We start from the raw sequence: 18291 nt of genomic DNA, 5'->3' as shown, positions 1-18291 counted from the left end.
CGGCCTTGACCGCCGGCCCTCGTCAGGCAGGGCCTCAGAAATCGACCGACGCGGAGAGCTTGTAGGTGCGCGGCGCGCCTTGGAGCAGCTGCGGCACGAACTGGTCGAAGGCCGACGCCCAGTATTTTTCGTTGGTCACATTGTCGATATTGAAGCGAAGGGTGACGGGCCGGTCCGCCAGCACGGCCACGTAGCGTACGCCCAGGTCCAGTCGGGTCCAGTCGGGAATCTGCAGCGTGTTGGCGGCGTTCACCTGCTGCTCGCCGGTGTGGACGATCCGACCCGTGAGGGTCAGCGCCGGTATGGCCGGCAGGTCCCATTCGACATTCGCGTTGAGCAGGTAGTCGGGCACGCCGGGCGCCTTGTTCCCGTCCTGGGCCGGGACGCCCGTGTCCCGCAGCTCGGCGTCGAGGATCGAGGCGCCGGCGATGACCCGCAGGCCGCGGGCGACTTCGCCATCGACGGACAGCTCGATCCCCCGATTGCGCTGCTCGCCGAAGCTGTCGAAACGCAGGAAGCCGGGCGTCGACGGGTCGGGGGCCGTGTAGCTGCGCGGCTGTCGGGTCTGGAAGACCGCGACGCTGGCGTTCATCCGGCCGATCCGCCACTTGGCGCCCAGTTCGTACTGGGTCGACTTGAAGGGCGACAGCGTCTCGTTGGCGTTGCTGACCGGCAGCGTTCCGCCGGTGACCGGATCGGTCCCGCTGACAGGCGCGACGCCGCCCTGGACGAGACCCTCCACGCGGTTGGCGAACAGGGAGACCCCTTCGGCTGGCTTGAAGACCACGCCCACCACCGGGGTCAACGCGTCCGACCTGTAGCGGCTGGTCCGCAGGGTCGTGAAATAGTCGTAGCTCCTGAGTTCGATCTCCTGCCAGCGCAGACCCGCGGTCACCAGCAGCCGGTCGTCCAGGAAGCCCAGGGTGTCGGAGACGAAGAGGCTGCGCAGCCGGGTGCGGCTCACGGGGTCGGGATCGTCCAGATCCCCGCCCACGAATCCCGTTCCCGGCCGGGGAATCTGCGGCGTGGCGTACAGATTGGTGGGGAATCCCGCAAAACCGCCCAGGAAATCGTAGGCGTTGCGGTTCACCTGCCAGAGGACCGAGCCTCCGGCGTTGACCTCGTGGGTGACCGCCCCCGTCGTCCCGCGGAGCCTGACACCGGCCTGTGCGGCCTCGTTGTTGTCGGTGCGGGGCACGAAGAGCGCGCCGCCGGTCGCGGCGCCGGTCGTGGCGTTGGTGACGGTGATGCTGTCGTAGACGCCGTCCTCCGAACCGTCGCGTGCGCCGGCCGAGACGTACAGCATGGTGTTCTCGGACACGTCCCACTCGGCCTTCACCACGCCGAACACATCGCGCAGCGTCGTATAGGTGAAATCCTGGGCGTAGTTGGCGTCGGATGAGGGGACCTTCGGGATCACCGTCAGCCCGCCGAGTTGCACCTTGGGCCGCAGCCGGCGCACCTTCACGCGCTGATAGGCCAGATCGGCCGACAGGCGGACCGTCTCCCCCCGATAGTCGAAGGCGCCGCCCAGAACGTAGGTGCTGCGGAACTCGTCGTCGATCGAGACGTCACCGCCTCGCGCCGCGCCGTTGACGCGCACCCCGAACTCGCCCCCCTCCCCGAACCGGCGGGCCACGTCGAAGCTGGCGCCGACGTGCGCGTCGGAGGTGTAGCCGGCCGTGAACCGCGCCAGGTCGCCCGCGCCGGCCCGCTTGGGCAGGAGGTTGACGCTGCCGCCGATCGCGCTGCCGCCGGGAGCCGCCCCGTTCAGGAAGGCGCTGGCGCCGTTCAGAACCTGGACCGACTCGTAGAGTTCCGGCGCCACGAGCTGACGGGGCGCAAGGCCATAGAGGCCGTCCAGGCCCACGTCGTCGCCATTCAGCACGAAGCCGCGGATGACGAACTGTTCGGCGGCGTTGCCGAAGCCGTAGGTGGTGCGGATCGACGGGTCGTTCTCCAGCACCTGGCCCAGCGTCTGGGGCTGCTGGTTCAGGATCAGGGCGGCGTTGTAGCTGCGGATCGAGAACGGCGTGTCCTCGGCCGCCTTGTCGCCCAGGACGCCGAGGCGCCCGCCGCGCGTGACCTCGGTCTGGTTCGCCTTCTGGGCGGTGACGATCAGTTCCTCGACGCTGGTGTCCTGCGCCAGGGCAGGATGGGCGGCGGCGAGTCCCAGGACGGAGGCGGCGATCAGCAGCCGGGTGCGTGAGATGTGGGGCACGAAGGTCTTCCTCAGGTGAAACGGGTCAGCGACGGCGGGCGCGCAACGCCCAGGCGGTCGCGGCGACGGGAACGGCGAGAGCCAGCCAGGACGCCACGTCGCGCAGGCCGTCGCCGGTCAGGGCGACGACGAGGCCGACCACGCTGGCGACACCGATGGCGATGGGGGCGGCGAAGATCGCCCAGAGGCTGCGCGGGCCGGGCTTCATCCGACGGCCTCTTCCGCTGCCGCGCCGGCCTGGATCTCGCGCACACGCCCGGCGGTGGACGGTCCCTTGCCCAGCCAGAGATAGAGACCGGACCCCAGCACCACGATGGTGAAGACGTCGAGCACCGCCCAGAGGATCTTCAGCGGCAAGCCGCCGTAGTCGCCGAAATGCAGCGGCTGCGAGATGAGCAGCGCCTGGGCGTACCACGGCATCGGCCGCACGTCGGTGAGCGCTCCGGTCTCCCCGTCGATGAGCGCCGGCGTCAGCAGCCGTTCGGTCAGCGGCGTGCCGCCCTGGAAGAACACCGCGTAGTGATGCTTGCTCGAGAACGCCCCGCCCGGAAAGCCGATGAACTGCGGGTTCGCGTCGGGCATCGCCACCCTGGCGGCCGCCATAGCCCTGTCCAGCGAGCCGTATCGGGACGGCGGGAGCGCCGGGCGCCCGTCGTAGGCGCGGGTCATCTCCGCCAGTTCCGAGAGCTGCCAGACCTGGACGATGGGCGTGGCCAGGGTGTTGATCACCCCCGTGAAGCCGACGACGCTCGCCCAGGCCAGGGTCACCGCGCCCAGGAGGTTGTGGTAGTCGAGCCAGCGGACCCGGGCGCTCTTGCTGGCGCGCACCGTTCCGAACGGAAGCTTGCGCATGAACGGCGCGTAGAGGACCACGCCCGAGACGATGGCGGCGACGAACAGCAGCCCCATCACCCCCAGGAAGAGCATTCCCGGCAGGCCGAGGAACATGTCGGTATGCAGCTTGAGCAGCACGTACATGACACCCTTGGGCTCTTCCTCGCCCACCGCCTCGCCCGTCGCACGGTCGAAGAGCTGGATGGTCATCCGGCTTTCCGGCGCATCGGGGGACGGCCCGGTCGTCACGGTCATCAGCGGCCGGTCGTTGTCGAAGGCCATGAAGAGCGGGACCTCACCCGGTCGCGCCGCCAGCGCCTTGGCCAGCATCTCGTCCAGGGACTTCAGGGCGGGATCGTCGCCCGACGAGGCCACGCCGCCTCGCGCGAACGCCGGGTGATGCTCGCTGAAGGAGTCGATCTCGTCGTGGAAGATCAGCGGCAGGCCCGTGACGCAGAGCATCAGCAGGAAGGCCGTGCAGACGATGCTGGTCCATTTGTGGATCAGGAACCAGCCGCGGAGGGCGCCGGTCGTCATGAGCGGCCTTTATCGCAATTGCGAAGCACTCGCACTGATAGGCGCGGGACGCCTCCGTCACAAGACCGTCAAACCGCTCCGGCGGAGGTGGCCGTCTCGTGTGCCCGCGATGCCACAGGTCCAGATCGCAGGGCCGGGCGTCGCCAGCTCCGCTCGACCACGGCCTTCCCCTGCGACAGATTTCAATTTGAACATATGGTATGGGCCTGCGGCGGATACACTCCCCCCGACGACAGGGCGCTCCAGCCCTTGCGAACCAGGACATCCCGATGGACGGAAACACCGCCAGCCCGCCCCGCAGCATCGACAAGCAGGCCCTGCTCGCCAGGTACCGGGCTGAACGCGACAAGCGCCTGCGCGCCGATGGAAACGCCCAGTACCTGGAACTGAAGGGCAGCCATCTCGCCCACTATCTGGACGATCCCTACACCCCGTTCGCAGAGCGCGAACCGAAGACCGACCACGTCACCTTCGCCTTCGTGGGCGGCGGATTCGCCGGCCTCGTCACCGGCGCGCGCCTGGCCGAAGCCGGCGTCACCGACGTCCGGATCGTCGAGAAGGGCGGCGACTTCGGCGGCACCTGGTACTGGAACCGCTATCCCGGCGCGCAATGCGACACGGCCTCGATGGTCTACATGCCGCTGCTCGAAGAGACCGGCCACATGCCCAGCGAGAAGTATGCGCACGCGCCCGAGATCCTGGCCCAGTGCCAGCGGATCGGCCGCCAGTTCGGCCTGTACGACAACGCCCTCTTCCACACCGAGGTCACCGACCTCGCCTGGGACGACGCGGCCAGGCGCTGGGTGATCTCCACCAATCGCGGCGACCGCTTCACCGCCAGCTTCGTCGGCCTGGGCACCGGGCCCCTGCACGTTCCGAAACTGCCGGGCATCCCCGGTATCGAGGACTTCCAGGGCCACAGCTTCCACACCAGCCGGTGGGACTACGACTACACCGGCGGCGACCCGCTGGGCGCGCCGATGGACAGGCTGGCCGACAAGCGCATCGCCATCATCGGCACGGGCGCCACCTCGGTTCAGGCCGTCCCCCACCTGGCCAAGACCGCCGGCCGGCTCTACGTGTTCCAGCGCACCCCCTCGTCGATCGACGTCCGCGCCAACGCGCCGATCGATCCGGACTGGTTCTCAGAGATCGCCACGCCGGGCTGGCAACAGCGCTGGCTGGAGAACTTCACCGACAACCAGGCTATGGGGAACGCCGCCGAGGACCTGGTGCAGGACGGCTGGACCGACCTGTCGCGCCGGATCCGGGCGAAGATCGCCGACCTTCCGGCCGAGCAACGCAACCCGATGGGCATGCTGGCCGCGTTCGAGGATTCCGACTTCGAGAAGATGGAGGAGATCCGGGCCCGCGTGGACACCATCGTCGAGGATCGCGAGACCGGCGACCGGCTGAAAGCCTGGTACCGGCAGCTCTGCAAGCGTCCGTGCTTCCACGACGCCTACCTCCAGGCTTTCAACAACCCGAACGTCACCCTCGTCGACACCGATGGCAAGGGCGTGGAGCGGATCACCGCCAAGGGCCTCGTCGCGGGCGGCGTCGAATACGAGGTCGACTGCATCATCTACGCCTCGGGTTTCGAGGTCGGCACGGAATACCGGCGTCGCGCCGGATTCGATGTGTCGGGCCGCGACGGGCTGAAGCTCAGCGAGGCGTGGGCCGAGGGCATGAAGACCAGGCACGGCATCCACGTGCATGGTTTCCCCAACCTGTTCTTCGTCCAGCCGACCCAGGGCGCCAACCTGATCTCCAACATTCCGCACAACCTGACCGAGGGCGGGCGGACGATCGCCACGGTGGTGAAACACGCCCTGGACGCCGGGGCGCGTGAGGTGGAGGTCTCGAAGGCCGCCCAGGACGCGTGGGTCGAACTCCTGCTCCAGGGGCCGGGGCGCATGATGATGGGCGCCGCCGACTGCACGCCGGGCTACTACAACAACGAGGGCCAGGACCCGGGCCCTGCCGCCCGGCTCAACGTCGGCTACCCCGCCGGACCCTCGGCCTACTTCCGCTACATCGACGCATGGCGGAACTCGGGCGACTTCGAGGGCCTCGAATTCCGCTGACCGGGCTCCGGCCGCGCGGCCCGCGCGACCGGACGAAGGCCTGCGCCCTCTGGGGGTCGGCCTGCGCCTGCGGCCTGGCGGCGGCGGATGGCGAAGGCTGCTGGCGCGAAGATCTCACACCGCCTCCCCTCCTCGACCCCGCAAGCGACTGCCGCCATCCGCTTTGCCTGCCCGACTTGCCTGCCCGCTTTGCCTGGGTGAGGCGCCCGCGGCGTCGCCGGCCTAGAACCTCGCTCGCACGCCGGCGAACGCCCCGCGTCCGGCCGTCCCGTAGTTGAGGATGGTCTCGTAGTCCTCGTCCAGGAGGTTCTCGACGCGCCCGAAGATCTCGACCCGCTCGCTCACCGGCCAGGACGCGCGGACATCCACCACGGTGTAGGCCTTGAGCGCCACTGTGTTCGCGTCGTTGTTGAAGGTCTTGCCCACGTGGCGGACGGCCGCAGAGGTGGAGACGCCGATCGGCCATTCGTAGGCCGCCGAGAGGTTCCACATGTGCTCGGGCCGCCGGACCAGCCGCTTACCGGCGTTGGCGCCCGAGGCGTTCTCCGCGTCGGTCCAGGTGTAGTTGCCCGAAACCGTCAGCCCTTCGACCGGCGTCACCTCGCCCGCCAGTTCGACGCCGCGCGCCCGGGTCTTCAGGATGTTGCGATAGTAGCCGAACCGCACCGTCCCGTTCACGCGGCACAGGGGATCGGTCGAGGCCGCCGTACAGGAATTGAAGCGGATCTCGTTGTCGGCGTCGCGGTCGAACCAGGTGGCCGACACCCGCGCCCGATCGAACAGCCGCTGCTCGACGCCGGCGTCCCAGCTCTTCACGCGCTCGGGCGACAGGCCGGTGTTGCCGAAGTCGCTGTACAGCTCGAAGACGCCCGGCGCGCGGAACCCCTCGCCCCAGCTCGCGCGAAGCACCGTCGCGCCGTCGTTCAGCGACCAGGCCGCGGCGACCTGGCCCACGACGTGGCCGCCGAAGGTGTCGTGGTCGTCATACCGCAGGCCCCCGGTGAGCGTCAGGCCGGGGGCGACGCCGGCCTGCATCTGGCCGTAGAGGCTGTCGACGCCCACCTTTCCACGCACATAGGCCGGGTCGGGGATTGCGGGCGTCGGCGAGCGCGTCCGCATCCGCGCCGTCTCGCTCTCGGCGCCAAAGGTCACCGTCCAGTCCTCGCGGATCGCGAACACGCCCTGATATTCGAATCGCCGGTTCTTGCCGGCTGCATCGAATGTGAGCGGCTGAGTGGTCGTGCGCAGGGGATTCAGATTCTCCCGATCGGTATCCGTATAGGCAAAGGCCACCCGGTTCTTCAGCCGCCCGTCCAGGAAGGCGGCGTTGAGGCCGGCGTAGGCCACCAGTTCCGCCGTGCGTCCGAACTCCGGGGTGTCGGCGCCGACCGCGTCGAAATCGTTGCGGCCCCGCGAATACACGGCCCGCACCTCCGCCGAGACCGCCTCCGCCAGGGTCACCCGAAGCCGGCCGGACGCCCCGGCGTTGATGTAGCCGTCCCGCTCCCGCCCCAGCCGATAGGCCGAGAACCCGTCGGTGGTGTAGTACCCGCCGGCCAGCCGCCACGCGATACGCTCGGTGAGCCCGCCCACACCGGCCCGCAGGTAGGCGGTGTCGCGCGCGCCGGCCTCGACGTTGACCGAAGCCTCGAAGGCCTCCTCCGGCTCGCGGGTGACGATGTTCACCACGCCGCCGATGGCCTGGCTGCCCCACAGGGTCGACTGGGCGCCGCGGAGCACCTCGATGCGAGAGATGTCGCCGATGAGCAGGTTGCCGGCGTTGAAGCCGCCCTGGGTCGAGGACGGATCGTTGAGCTTCACGCCGTCGATCAGCACCACGGTATGCTGGCTCTCGGCGCCGCGGATGTTCAGGCTCGTGGACGCGCCCGGCCCGCCGTTGCGGGTGAAGCTGACGCCCGGCGTCCGGGCCAGGAGGTCCGCCGCCGTCGTCGCCTGACTGCTCCGGATGACCGCATCGGTCAGCACCGTCACCGACTGCCCCACCCGGTCGCGCGCCTGCGCCGTACGGTTGGCGGTCACCACCACTTCCGCCACACCCGTGGCGCCCGCCCGCGCCGCGACATCAGGGTCGGGCGCATCCTGCAATTCGGCCGCCCATGCGCCCCACCCTGCTCCCGCCGCCGCCAAGGCGAACGCCGATCCGATGAAAAGGGCCTTGCCCATATCCTGTCCCCTCGTCTCATGGCGCGCGGGGACGGCGTCCTGGCGTACGCCGGCTTCGGCCGCGCGCGCGACCGCACCACGTCGCCTCTCGGGGAAACCCGCTCGCCCGGCGCACCTCGGCCGGTCGAAGGACGACTGCGTCGGGCAGGTCTCCTGGCTTGCGGGTCAAGGCCGGTGCGCGTCGCCTTCCCAGGCCCCTGAGGGGCCCAGTGGCGTCTGACGCGCGGGCTCGCCGCCTACAGTTGCGAGGGCAGCCGGGGCGTTGGACCCCGTTCCCTATTCTCCCCTTGCGGGGAACCTGACGCAGCCGTCGAGCTACCGCCGGCGCCGGCCGCGGTCAATCTCCCGTTGGGTCACCTCGGAGTCGTCACCCGGGCGCCATTCGAACAAAGGCCCCTCGAACGCCTCGGTCCCGCGGCCGATGGCGGCGATGGCGGCCACCATCCGTCCGCCCCGGCCGAGCGCGGCGTCCGCCAGGGCCACCATCAGCGGATTGGGCGTGGCGGCGGGCGACAGCGCCCGCAGGGCCTGGGCCAGTTCCGCTTCCCGTCCGGGCTGCGTGGCCTGGCAGGCGACGGCGTAGGCGGCCGCGGTCGATCGGCTGACGCCCGCGTAGCAGAAGACGGCGAGCGTCGCGGTGTCGCGGCCGAAGGCCAGGATCTGCCGGACGATGGCCGCATCCGGCGGCGTGAACCCGGCCCGGGCATCGGCGATGTCGTTGAACCGGAGTTCCAGGCGCCGACGGCCGCCCTGGGGACCCGGGCCTTCCGCGGTCGGGGACCGCAGCACCAGCAGGTCGGCCCCTACGGTGAACGTCGGATCCGCATGGCGTTCCGGCCCGACGATCAGGCGCATGTCACGACCGCCACGACGCCCAGCAGGCCGCAAACCTCCGCCGCCTGCTCCACGGCGCCCAGGACATCCCCGGTATGGCCGCCGAGCCGGCGCCGGGCGGTCGCGATCACGACCGCCGCGCCGAGCGCCGCGCCGAATAACGCCGCGAACGCCACGGCGGGACCGAGCATCGCCAGCGGCCAGGCCGCCAGGACCAGGGAAAAGGCCAATTCCCAGGTTCGCACCCCCGCCTGCGCCGGTGTCCAGCGGGTGGGTCGTCCCTCGGGCGCATAGGGTGTGACCCGCATGGCCGTCACCGCCGCCGCGCGACCCAGGCCGTGGACGGCGACCAGCGCCCAGAAGCCCGTCACCGGCGTCAGCGCCGCCAGGCCCGCGGCCTTCAACCCCAGCACCACGACCAGGGCCAGGACGCCGTAGGTCCCGATCCGGCTGTCCTTCATGATCTCGATCCGGCGGGCGGGCGTGGCGCCCCCGAACAGGCCGTCGGCCGTGTCGGCCAGGCCGTCTTCGTGCAGCGCGCCCGTGGCCAGCAGGCCCGCCGCCAGCGCGAGGACGGCGGCCACCGCGGGCGGCCAGAGCTGAGCCGCGCCCAGGAAGACGACGCCGGCCATCGCCCCCACCAGCTGGCCCACCAGCGGAAACCAGCGGGCGCTGCGCGTCACCCAGTCGGGCTCGAAGGCCGACAGGCGCGGCGACGGCAGGCGGGTCAGGAACTGCGCCGCAACAACGAGAAGCACGACTTCCCGACGCAGATTCAAAGCTCTCCCCCCAGGACCTCATCTAGACTGGCCACGTCGGTCAGCAGGCGTGCGGCGGCGCGCACCAGCGGCAGCGCCAGCAGGGCCCCGGTGCCTTCGCCCAGCCGCAGCGACAGGTCCAGCAGCGGTCGCGCCTCCAACGCCTCCAGCATCCGGGCATGTCCCTTCTCGGCCGAACGGTGGGAGAAGATCAGGTAGTCCGCCGAAGCGGGCTCCAGCCGCACCGCGGCCAGGGCGGCGGCCGAACCGATGAAGCCATCGACGATCACGGGCCGCCGCACGGCGGCCGCGCCCAGGACCGCGCCCGCCATCATGGCGATCTCGAACCCTCCGAACTCGGCCAGCACCTCCCGCGGCGCGGTGGCGGGCGTCCGCCGCGCGGCGGCCTCCAGGGCGGCGGCCTTGCGCCTCATCCCCTTCGCGTCGTGGCCGGCTCCGGCGCCGATACAGTCGGCCAAGGGGGCCGGCGCCAGGCGATGCATGAGCAGCGCGGCCGACGCGCTGTTGCCGATGCCAATCTCGCCCAGCAGCAGCACCTCGAATCCGCCCTCGGCGAGGCGGTCGCGGGCGATGGCCGCCCCGCGCGCCAGGGCGGACTCCACCTCCCGAAGGGTCATGGCCGGCGCGACGGCGGCGTTCGCCGTGCCGCGTCCCACCTTGGCGTCCAGCAGGCCGGGATACGCCGGAAGGTCGGCCGCCACGCCGGCGTCGACCACCAGCACCTCGGCCCCTACGGCGCGGGCGAAGGCGTTCGCGCTGGCCTTGCCCGCCAGCAGGGTGGCCACCATCGCCCGGGTCACCTCGGCCGGATAGGCGGACACGCCGGCCTCGGTGAGGCCGTGGTCCCCCGCGCAGAGCAGCAGCAGGGCCTTGTCGGCGCAGACCTCGGCCGAGCCGCGGATCAGCGCCAGTTGCAGGGCGAGCGCCTCGATGCGGCCCAGCGAGCCCGGGGGCTTGGCCTTGCCGTCCAGCCGCGCCTGCACGGCGGCGGCCAGGATCGTGTCGGCCGTCGGGACCACGTTCATCCGCCCGTCCCCACGGCGGCGGTCAGGCCAGCCAGACGGGCCAGCCCCGGGATGTCGAGCGCGCCGGCCAGCACCTCGGCGATCTCGTCCAGGGCCGCGTCCACCACACCGCCATAGTCGCCGACCCGGCTCTCCGCGCCGAACATCGCCAGGAACGCGGCCCGAGCCGCGCCGGCGGCGAACAATCCGTGGACATAGGCGCCCATGATCCGCCCATCGGGCGACACGCAGCCCCAGTCCGCGTCCGCCGGTCCGTCATCGATCTCCAGCCAGGGCGCGGCTGCGCCCGTGGTGCGGCCGACGTGCATCTCGTAGCCTTCGAATCGCGCGCCGAGCATCGCCCCGCGCACCGGGCGCAGGACCTTGTCGCCGGTCAGCACCGTCTCCACCGGCAGAAGGCCCAGGCCATCCGCCGCGCCGGGCGGTCCTTCCACGCCCGCGGGGTCGCTCACGCGCCGACCCAGCATCTGGTAGCCGCCGCAAACCCCCAGCACCCGACCGCCGCGCCGCACGTGGGCGGCGAGATCCACGTCCCAGCCCTGTTCGCGCAGGAATCCGAGATCGGCCAGCGTCGCCTTGGTGCCCGGCAGGACTACCAGGTCCGCGTCTCCGGGCAGCGCGCGGCCCGGCGGCACGAACCTGAGGTCCACGTCCGGCTCGGCCCGCAGAGGGTCGAAGTCGTCGAAATTGGCGATCCGCGACAGCATCGGGACCGCGATCGTCACCCGTCGGCGTTCCCCGCCCCGGGCGTGTTCGAGCGCCACGGCGTCCTCGGCCGGCAGGCGCGCGGCGGCCCCGAGCCACGGAACCATGCCGAAATCGGCCCAGCCCGTGCGCGCCGCGATGTCGGCCCGCCCGGCGTCGAACAGTCGAGGATCGCCCCGGAACTTGTTGATCAGGAAGCCTTTCACGCGGTCCCGGTCCGCGCCGTCCAGAACCACCTGCGCGCCCACCAGGCTGGCGATCACATGGCCACGGTCGATGTCGCCCACCAGCACGACGGGGACGTCCGCGGCATGGGCGAATCCCATGTTGGCGATGTCGTTGGCCCTCAGGTTCGTTTCCGCCGGACTGCCGGCGCCCTCCACGATCACCAGATCCGCCTCGCCCTCGAGCCGGCGGAAGCTCTCGACCACGGTGGGCAGGAGCGCGGCCTTGCGGTCCTGATAGCCGGCCGCCTTCCAGGTTCCGGCCATCCGCCCCCGCACCACGAGCTGGGCGCCCACGTCGGACTGCGGCTTGAGGAGGACGGGGTTCATGTCGACGGTGGGGACCGCACGGCAGGCCAGCGCCTGGAGCGCCTGGGCGCGGCCGATCTCGCCGCCGTCGGCGGTGACCGCGGCGTTGTTGGACATGTTCTGCGGCTTGAAGGGGCGCACCCTGAGCCCACGGTTCGCGAACAGCCGGCAGAGCCCGGCCACCAGCACCGACTTGCCCACGTCCGACCCGCAGCCCTGGAGCATCAGCGCGGCCATGCGAACGCTCCGATCGCCAGCGCGGCCCACAGCAGGCCGCAGGCCCGCACATAGACCGAAAGTCCGCGGCGCAGGTCAGCGGATGTGGGCTCCGGCCCGTCGCCGAACGCCGGCCGGTCTTGGACCTCGCCGTCGTACGACGCCGGGCCGCCCAGGCGGACCCCCAGCGCGCCGGCCATCGCCGCCTCGGGCCAGCCGGCATTGGGCGAGGCGTGCTTGGGCGCGTCCCGCCACATCATGCGCCAGCCGCCAGGGCCCGCCAGGGCCACCGCGACGCCGGCGAGCCGCGCCGGGATCAGGTTCATCAGGTCATCCGTGCGGGCGGCCGCCCAGCCGAAGTCGCGCCAGCGGGGTTCCCGGTGCCCGATCAGGCTATCGGCGGTGTTCACCGCCTTGTAGGCGAAGAGGCCCGGCAGGCCGGCCAGGGCGAACCAGAAGAGGGGCGCGGCCACCCCGTCGTTGAAACTCTCGGCCAGGCTCTCCAGCGCGGCGGCGGCGACGCCGGCCTCGTCCAGGCTCCCCGTATCCCGCCCCACGATCATGCCGACGGCCCGACGCGCGCCCGACAGGTCGCCGGCCTCCAGCGGTCGCAGGACGGCGAGGACGTGGTCGTACAGGCTGCGCTGCGCCAGGCCGATCGAGCCCGCCACGGCGGTCAGCACCATCCCGACAGGCCAGGATACGAAGCCGAACCCCCATTCCAGGGCCCAGCCCAGCGCCGCCGCGCCGCCGCCCGTCAACAGCACCGTGGCGACTCCCAGGGCCCGCCGCGTCGCGTCGGTCCGATCCGGCCGGTTCCAGGCCCGCTCCAGGGCCGAGATCGCCGAGCCCACCCAGACCACAGGGTGCGGCAGACGCCGGTGCAGTCGGTCGGGATAGCCGACGGCGGCGTCCAGCCCGGCGGCCGCCAGGACCAGGAGCGGGTCAGCCGGCACGCCGCAACACCTCGATCAGCGGCCCCTCCGCCCCCTCGACGATCACCGCCTCCACCCCATAGGCCGCACGCAGGACCTCGGGCGCCAGGCAGGCGGCCGGCGGCCCGTCGGCGACGATGCGGCCCTGCGCGAGCACGACGACGCGGTCGGCGACACGCGCGGCCAGGGACAGGTCGTGCAGGGTGACGACCACGCCGGCCCCCTGCTCCGCAAGCCCGCGGAACAGGGCCAGCGCATCGAGCGCGTGGCCGGGATCCAGCCCCGTGAGCGGCTCGTCGGCGAGGAGCCATGCGGGCCGCCCGGCCAGCGCGCGGGCGACGAACACCCGGGCGCGCTCGCCGCCGGACAGCGTCGTCACCACCCGTTCGGCGAAGTCGCTCACGCCCGCCGCGCGCATCGCCGCCTCCACCGCCGCCTGGTCCTCACGCCCCAGGCCCCAAGGCCCGGTGAAGGCGGTGCGGCCCAGGCCGACGAAGGTCCGCACCGTGACCGCCCAGGCCACTTCGGGCGTCTGGGGCAGGAAGCCGATCCGGCGGGCCCTTTCGCGCGGCTTCATCGCCAGCAGCGGCGCGCCGTCCAGGTCGACGGCGCCGGCGTCGGGACGCCGCAGGCCCGCCAGCGTCTCGAGCAAGGTCGACTTCCCGGCGCCGTTGGGGCCGACGATGGCGGTGACCGCTCCGGCCGCCAATGCGAGGCTGACGTCGCGCAGGATCGGCGCGCCGCCCAGCGCGACGTCCAGGCTCCGGGCGCCGAGCCCGCTCATGCCAGCCTCCGCCGCATGCCGATGAGGATGGCCAGGAAGAAGGGGCCGCCCAGGGCGGTCATGGCGACGCTGAGTTTCACCTCGGTCGCCGCCGGCGTCAGCCGCACCAGGATGTCCGCCGCCAGGACCAGGATCGCCCCGCCCAGGAAGGAGGGCAGCAACAGCGCGCCCGGCCGGGCGCCCACGAACGGCCGCAGCAGGTGCGGGGTCACCAGCCCCACGAACCCGATCACCCCGGTGACCGCCACGCTGGAGCCCACCGCCAGCGCCACCCCCGCCGCCAGCAGAAGGCGGGCCCGGCCGAGGTCGACCCCCAGCGAACGCGCGCCCGTCTCGCCCAGGGTCAGCGCATCCAGCGACCGCCCGAGCGTCAGCAGCAGCGCGCATCCCGCCACCACGCCCGGCGCGGCCAGGCGGACCTCCTCGACGCTGCGGTCGGCCAGCGAACCCATGAGCCAGTTGACGATCTCGTTCACCGACCAGGGATCGGGGGCGAGATTGAGCGCCAGCGCCACGCCGGCGCCGGCGATCGTCTGCACGATCACGCCCGCCAGGATGAAGGTCACGAGGCTGGAGGTCGCGCCGGCCAGGACCAGCAGCACCACGACCCCCGCCCCCGCCCCGATCATGGCCGCCGCCGGCAGCACCCAGGGCGCGCCGCCCGCCAGTCCGAAATACAGGGTCATCACCGCCCCGAACGCAGCCATGGCGGACACGCCCAGCACGCCGGGATCGGCCAGCGCGTTGCGCGTGTAGCCCTGCAAGGCGGCCCCCGAGAGGCCCAGCGCGCCGCCGACCAGGATGGCCAGCAGCGTGCGCGGCGCCCGCAGCCCGAAGACGATCGCCCAGCGCGGATCGTCGGCCGCCGCCGCCCAGGCCGACCACGGCACCCACACCCGGCCCGCGCTCAGGCTGGCGAAGGCCAGGACCGCGAGCAGGCCCGCCGCCGCGGCGTAGACGCCCCATCTCGGCCAGGCGGTCATGTGGCGCGCGCGTCCAGATTTCGTCGCGCCGCGGCCAGCGCGCGGGCGGCGTCGATCAGCACCGGTCCTCCGCAATAGAGCAACTGGTCCGGAAGCCGCGCCTGCCGCATCCGCCCCTCGAGCGAGGCCAGGGCCGGATGTGTCATCACCCGGTCCGCCCAACTCCGCAGGCCGGGCGACGGCTCGCCCACCAGGAGCACCTGCGGCGGGTCGGCAAGCAGGCGTTCCAGCGGCACGTTGCCCCACGACCTCAGGCCATAGCGGCGGGCGACGTTCTCGAAGCCGGCCAGGGTCATCAGTTCGTCGGCGAGCGTGCCCGGCCCGGGGCTGAAGCCGTTCGGCTGATAGACCAGGGCGGTCAGCGGCGGCGTTCCCGAGGCGGGCCTCGCGGCCCTGAGCGCCGCCTCGATGCGGGCGGCGAGCGCCGCGCCGCGCTCCGGGCGGCCGACGAGGCGGGCCACCCGCGCCACCTGTTCCAGGCTCTCGGCGACGGTCTTCGGCGTCGCGAACCGCTCGGTCCGTACGCCCAGCCGCTGGAGCGCGTTGCGGGTCGCCGGCGCGGAATGGCGGCTGGCCAGCACGAGGTCCGGCCGCAGCGCGATCACCTCCTCGGCGCTCTCCCAGGTGAAGGGCAAGGTCCGGGCCAGCGGCGCGATGGTCGAGCTGCCGGGATCGCGGGCGTAGTGGCTGAGGGCGGCGATCTGCTCCCGGTCCGCCAGGTGCACCAGGATCACGTCCAGGCAGGCGTTCAGCGACACGACGCGCCGGGGCGCGACCGGCCCTGGGACCGCGCCCGCGGCGATCCCGGGCGCGAGCCCCCCCGCCACGGCAGCGGCCAGCACGTCGCGGCGCCCCCAGCTCATCGCATCACCTGCCGCAGCGCCTCGTCCAGCCGCCCGAGGTCCTCCCGTCGCGGCAGGCCGAACCGCAGCCAGTCGGCCCGATAGGTGAACGGCCGCGTCAGGACGCCGGCCCGGCAGAGACCGTCGAAGACGGCCCCGGCATGGCCCACCGACGCCAGCCGGAACAGGCTGGTCCCGCCCAGCACGGTGAGGCCCCGCCGGACGAGCAGATCGTCCAACGCCTCCGCCTGGAGCCGCAGCCGCGCCTCGGCGTGCGACCGCCACGCCCGATCGGCGTAGCCCTGGGCTCCCATGACGATCGCCTCCGCGCTCACCGGCCAATCCCCCTGCAGGCCCCGCAGCCGTCCCGCGATCTCCGGCGGCGCGATCACGAAGCCCAGCCGCAGCCCCGGCAAGCCATAGAACTTGCCGAACGACCGCAGGACGACAAGCCGGTCCGAGGTGAGGTCAGCCACGCTCAGGCCGGGCTCGGTCTCCACGAAGGACTCGTCGACGATCGTCCAGAGCCGACGCGCCGTCCGCCGGGCGATCAGGTCCGAGAGGGGGTCGCGGCCGAGCGCGCGCCCGTCCGGATTGTTGGGATTGACCAGCGCCAGCACGAAGGCGGCCGAGGCGCGCACGCGTTCGGCCGCGATCCGGTAGACGCGCGTCGCGCCGGTCCGCCAGGCTGACTCGTGGCCGGAATAGGTGGGCGAGACGATGTCGACGTCCTCGGCGTGCAGCGCCCGCGGCAGGAGACGCAGCCCCGCCTCGGCGCCGCCGGTCGCCACCACCCGCGCCGGATCGGCGACCCCGAAAGCGCGCGCGGCGGTCGCCTCCAGTCCGGCGAGCTGCGCCGGGTCCGGCAGCCGGGCCAGGACATCCCCGGGCGCCCGCGATCCCGGCCAGGGCTCCGGATTGATCCCGGTAGAGAGGTCGAGCCACGGCGCAGGCGCCTGCGGATAGGCCCTCATGGCGGCCGACAGGCGCCCTCCGTGCGCGGCGGCATGGGCCGCAAAGGCCCCTTCCTCGCCGACCCTCCCGTCCCCGATCCGGGCCTGCGCGGCGGCGACCGCCCGGCCCGCGCCGGCGGGGGCGTCCGTCATTCGATCCGGCGCGTGCGGCCGCATGGCCATCGCCCGTCCCTCCGAGGCCGCCCGCACGGCCTGCCGGGCCGCGGGGCGTGGTTGCCTGCCGTTGCGCGGGACCTCCCCGTCCACTCGGCACGCCCCGGCCGGGTGAAGAACGACGGCGCCGGGCAGGTCTCCTGGCTCGCGGATCGTCGCCGGTGCGCGTCGTCTTCCCGGATCTGGCCAAACGAGGCCCGAGGTCCAGTGACCTTTGACGCGCGGGCTCACCGCCTACAGTTGCGGGGACAGCCGGGGCCTGAGATACCCCGTTCCCTTTTCATCCTCTTTCGAGGAACCTGACGCGGGATCGGGGTTAGAGCGTGCGCTCCGGACAGTCAATTGCGCCCCAGAAGCTGACGTTCGTGCTGGGCGGGGCGCGCTCGGGCAAGAGCGCCTACGCCCAGGCCGGCGCGGAGGCGGCCGCCGCTCCGGCGATGGCGACGCCCGTGATGATCGTGACCGCCCAGGCGTTCGACACCGAGATGTCCGACCGTATCGCGCGCCACCGGGCGGATCGCGGCGATCGCTGGCGCACCGTGGAAGCGCCCCTCGACCTGGCCGCCGCGGTGGATGCGCTCGGCCCGGGCGACGTCGCGGTGATCGACTGTCTCACCCTCTGGCTCACCAACCTGATCCTGGGCGGGAACGACGTCGAGGCGGCGCGCGACGGCCTGCTCGCCGCGCTGGCGCGCACGCCGGCCCGGCTGTGGGTGGTGAGCAACGAGGTCGGCCTGGGCATCGTGCCCGACAACGCCCTCAGTCGGAGATTCCGCGACGAGGCCGGGCGACTGCACCAGGCGCTCGCCGCCCAGGCGGACGAGGTGGTGATGCTGGTCGCGGGCCTTCCCCTTGCCGTGAAGCCCCGTTCCTAGCCCCCTTCGATCCGGCCCGCGATCGTCGGGGCCGACAGCGCGCCTTGACCCCCTGGGGTCATGGGCTTAGGCCTTGAGCCGTCGAGGTATGGGAACCGAGAGGTTCCCGGGAATGCGGTGCGGCTCTCCGGAGCCAAGGCCGCGGCTGCCCCCGCAACTGTGATTGCTCGTCAATCGCGCGGCGAACGCCACTGGGTCCGTCCCGGGAAGGCGCCGCGTCGAGAGCAAGAGCCAGGAGACCGACCTCGACGGATACGAAACCCGGGTGCGGAGGGCGCCTGACGGATCGTCGCGGCGCCGGCTCCCGGCGCGCCGCACGCCGTCATGCATCGTCCGCCCCTCGCTGGAGATGCGCATGGCCAAGATCCCCACCACCGTCGTCACCGGCTTCCTGGGCTCGGGCAAGACCACCCTCGTCCGCAGCCTGCTGGAGAAGGCCAACGGCCGCCGCCTCGCCGTCATCGTCAACGAGTTCGGCGACGTGGGCATCGACGGCGACATCCTGAAGGGCTGCGGGATCGAGGGCTGCGCCGAGGAGGACATCGTCGAGCTCGCCAACGGCTGCATCTGCTGCACGGTGGCCGACGATTTCCTGCCGACCATGACGAAGCTCATCGACCGGCCCGATCCGCCCGAGCACATCATCGTGGAGACCTCGGGCCTGGCCCTGCCCAAACCCCTGGTGAAGGCCTTCACCTGGCCCGAGGTGCGCACGCGCGCCACCGTGGATGGCGTGGTGGCGATGATCGACGCCGACGCGGTGGCGCGCGGCCGCGTCGCCGCCCGCGCG

General features: G+C 72.3%; 16 protein-coding genes and 3 riboswitches. Of the genes, 3 read left to right on the top strand and 13 right to left on the bottom strand.

Going from position 1 to position 18291, the window contains the following annotated elements; all coding sequences use genetic code 11:
• Positions 1-34 precede the first annotated feature (34 nt).
• Genes WG212_RS21145 through WG212_RS21135 form a run of 3 tightly spaced genes read right to left on the bottom strand, consistent with a single transcriptional unit; the run spans position 35 to position 3592 of the window.
• On the bottom strand, positions 35-2221 hold the full coding sequence (locus tag WG212_RS21145; RefSeq protein WP_337189096.1) for a TonB-dependent receptor: 2187 nt from the start codon (positions 2219-2221) through the stop codon (positions 35-37).
• A gap of 25 nt (positions 2222-2246) precedes the next feature.
• On the bottom strand, positions 2247-2429 hold the full coding sequence (locus WG212_RS21140) for a hypothetical protein (RefSeq protein ID WP_337189095.1): 183 nt from the start codon (positions 2427-2429) through the stop codon (positions 2247-2249).
• The gene (locus WG212_RS21135) at positions 2426-3592 is read right to left on the bottom strand and encodes a PepSY-associated TM helix domain-containing protein (protein WP_337189094.1); all 1167 of its coding nucleotides are present in this window, start codon (positions 3590-3592) and stop codon (positions 2426-2428) included. Before WG212_RS21135 ends, WG212_RS21140 begins: the two co-directional genes overlap by 4 nt.
• 269 nt (positions 3593-3861) lie before the next feature.
• Here WG212_RS21135 and WG212_RS21130 point away from each other — a divergent pair, with 269 nt between their 5' ends.
• Positions 3862-5679, top strand: coding sequence for an NAD(P)/FAD-dependent oxidoreductase (locus WG212_RS21130; protein WP_337189093.1), 1818 nt, complete (start codon positions 3862-3864; stop codon positions 5677-5679).
• Positions 5680-5901: 222 nt separating this feature from the next.
• Here WG212_RS21130 and WG212_RS21125 read toward each other — a convergent pair whose 3' ends face one another.
• The 10 genes from WG212_RS21125 to cobD all read right to left on the bottom strand — a co-directional run bounded on the left by WG212_RS21125 (position 5902) and on the right by cobD (position 16605).
• On the bottom strand, positions 5902-7863 hold the full coding sequence (locus WG212_RS21125; RefSeq protein WP_337189092.1) for a TonB-dependent receptor: 1962 nt from the start codon (positions 7861-7863) through the stop codon (positions 5902-5904).
• A gap of 125 nt (positions 7864-7988) precedes the next feature.
• A riboswitch (cobalamin riboswitch) is annotated at positions 7989-8180 on the bottom strand.
• The gene (locus WG212_RS21120; RefSeq protein ID WP_337189091.1) at positions 8179-8718 is read right to left on the bottom strand and encodes a hypothetical protein; all 540 of its coding nucleotides are present in this window, start codon (positions 8716-8718) and stop codon (positions 8179-8181) included. Its footprint overlaps the riboswitch before it by 2 nt.
• Positions 8709-9455, bottom strand: coding sequence for an adenosylcobinamide-GDP ribazoletransferase (gene cobS, locus WG212_RS21115; protein WP_337189090.1), 747 nt, complete (start codon positions 9453-9455; stop codon positions 8709-8711). Before cobS ends, WG212_RS21120 begins: the two co-directional genes overlap by 10 nt.
• Before the next feature lie 17 nt (positions 9456-9472).
• The gene (gene cobT / locus WG212_RS21110; protein WP_337189089.1) at positions 9473-10501 is read right to left on the bottom strand and encodes a nicotinate-nucleotide--dimethylbenzimidazole phosphoribosyltransferase; all 1029 of its coding nucleotides are present in this window, start codon (positions 10499-10501) and stop codon (positions 9473-9475) included.
• Positions 10498-11976, bottom strand: coding sequence for a cobyric acid synthase (locus WG212_RS21105; protein WP_337189088.1), 1479 nt, complete (start codon positions 11974-11976; stop codon positions 10498-10500). The genes cobT and WG212_RS21105 overlap by 4 nt, the downstream gene beginning before the upstream one ends.
• On the bottom strand, positions 11964-12911 hold the full coding sequence (cbiB, locus tag WG212_RS21100; RefSeq protein ID WP_337189087.1) for an adenosylcobinamide-phosphate synthase CbiB: 948 nt from the start codon (positions 12909-12911) through the stop codon (positions 11964-11966). Before cbiB ends, WG212_RS21105 begins: the two co-directional genes overlap by 13 nt.
• Entirely contained in the window at positions 12901-13674 is a 774-nt protein-coding gene (locus WG212_RS21095; protein ID WP_337189086.1) for an ABC transporter ATP-binding protein, read from the bottom strand. Before WG212_RS21095 ends, cbiB begins: the two co-directional genes overlap by 11 nt.
• Positions 13671-14657, bottom strand: a complete 987-nt coding sequence (locus WG212_RS21090) for an iron ABC transporter permease (RefSeq protein WP_337189085.1) — start codon at positions 14655-14657, stop codon at positions 13671-13673. The genes WG212_RS21095 and WG212_RS21090 overlap by 4 nt, the downstream gene beginning before the upstream one ends.
• The gene (locus tag WG212_RS21085) at positions 14654-15520 is read right to left on the bottom strand and encodes an ABC transporter substrate-binding protein (RefSeq protein WP_337189084.1); all 867 of its coding nucleotides are present in this window, start codon (positions 15518-15520) and stop codon (positions 14654-14656) included. The genes WG212_RS21090 and WG212_RS21085 overlap by 4 nt, the downstream gene beginning before the upstream one ends.
• Positions 15517-16605 (bottom strand): threonine-phosphate decarboxylase CobD, encoded by a 1089-nt coding sequence (cobD, locus tag WG212_RS21080; RefSeq protein ID WP_337189083.1) that lies wholly within the window; start codon positions 16603-16605, stop codon positions 15517-15519. The genes WG212_RS21085 and cobD overlap by 4 nt, the downstream gene beginning before the upstream one ends.
• 133 nt (positions 16606-16738) lie before the next feature.
• Positions 16739-16944, bottom strand: a riboswitch (cobalamin riboswitch).
• A gap of 5 nt (positions 16945-16949) precedes the next feature.
• Here cobD and cobU point away from each other — a divergent pair.
• Together cobU and WG212_RS21070 are read left to right on the top strand one after the other, a co-directional pair.
• Positions 16950-17501, top strand: a complete 552-nt coding sequence (gene cobU / locus WG212_RS21075) for a bifunctional adenosylcobinamide kinase/adenosylcobinamide-phosphate guanylyltransferase (protein WP_337189082.1) — start codon at positions 16950-16952, stop codon at positions 17499-17501.
• A gap of 67 nt (positions 17502-17568) precedes the next feature.
• Positions 17569-17764, top strand: a riboswitch (cobalamin riboswitch).
• A 92-nt stretch (positions 17765-17856) separates the two neighbouring features.
• Positions 17857-18291, top strand: a 435-nt coding sequence (locus WG212_RS21070) for a GTP-binding protein (protein ID WP_337189081.1), incomplete at its 3' end; no start/stop codon positions are given.

It is taken from the genome of Phenylobacterium sp. (assembly GCF_037189685.1).
GTDB lineage: Bacteria > Pseudomonadota > Alphaproteobacteria > Caulobacterales > Caulobacteraceae > Phenylobacterium.
Note: the sequence above shows the minus strand (reverse complement) of the source record. Positions and strands in the feature narration are given on the sequence as shown.

What these genes read in the sequence shown, in the direction of transcription:
- WG212_RS21125 (WP_337189092.1), bottom strand. Translation starts at nt 7,863, where the DNA reads ATGGGCAAGGCCCTTTTCATCGGATCGGCGTTCGCCTTGGCGGCGGCG.
- WG212_RS21140 (WP_337189095.1), bottom strand. Translation starts at nt 2,429, where the DNA reads ATGAAGCCCGGCCCGCGCAGCCTCTGGGCGATCTTCGCCGCCCCCATC.
- WG212_RS21090 (WP_337189085.1), bottom strand. Translation starts at nt 14,657, where the DNA reads ATGACCGCCTGGCCGAGATGGGGCGTCTACGCCGCGGCGGCGGGCCTG.
- WG212_RS21120 (WP_337189091.1), bottom strand. Translation starts at nt 8,718, where the DNA reads ATGCGCCTGATCGTCGGGCCGGAACGCCATGCGGATCCGACGTTCACC.
- cobD (WP_337189083.1), bottom strand. Translation starts at nt 16,605, where the DNA reads ATGACGGACGCCCCCGCCGGCGCGGGCCGGGCGGTCGCCGCCGCGCAG.
- WG212_RS21085 (WP_337189084.1), bottom strand. Translation starts at nt 15,520, where the DNA reads ATGAGCTGGGGGCGCCGCGACGTGCTGGCCGCTGCCGTGGCGGGGGGG.
- WG212_RS21130 (WP_337189093.1), top strand. Translation starts at nt 3,862, where the DNA reads ATGGACGGAAACACCGCCAGCCCGCCCCGCAGCATCGACAAGCAGGCC.
- WG212_RS21095 (WP_337189086.1), bottom strand. Translation starts at nt 13,674, where the DNA reads ATGAGCGGGCTCGGCGCCCGGAGCCTGGACGTCGCGCTGGGCGGCGCG.
- WG212_RS21105 (WP_337189088.1), bottom strand. Translation starts at nt 11,976, where the DNA reads ATGGCCGCGCTGATGCTCCAGGGCTGCGGGTCGGACGTGGGCAAGTCG.
- WG212_RS21135 (WP_337189094.1), bottom strand. Translation starts at nt 3,592, where the DNA reads ATGACGACCGGCGCCCTCCGCGGCTGGTTCCTGATCCACAAATGGACC.
- cobT (WP_337189089.1), bottom strand. Translation starts at nt 10,501, where the DNA reads ATGAACGTGGTCCCGACGGCCGACACGATCCTGGCCGCCGCCGTGCAG.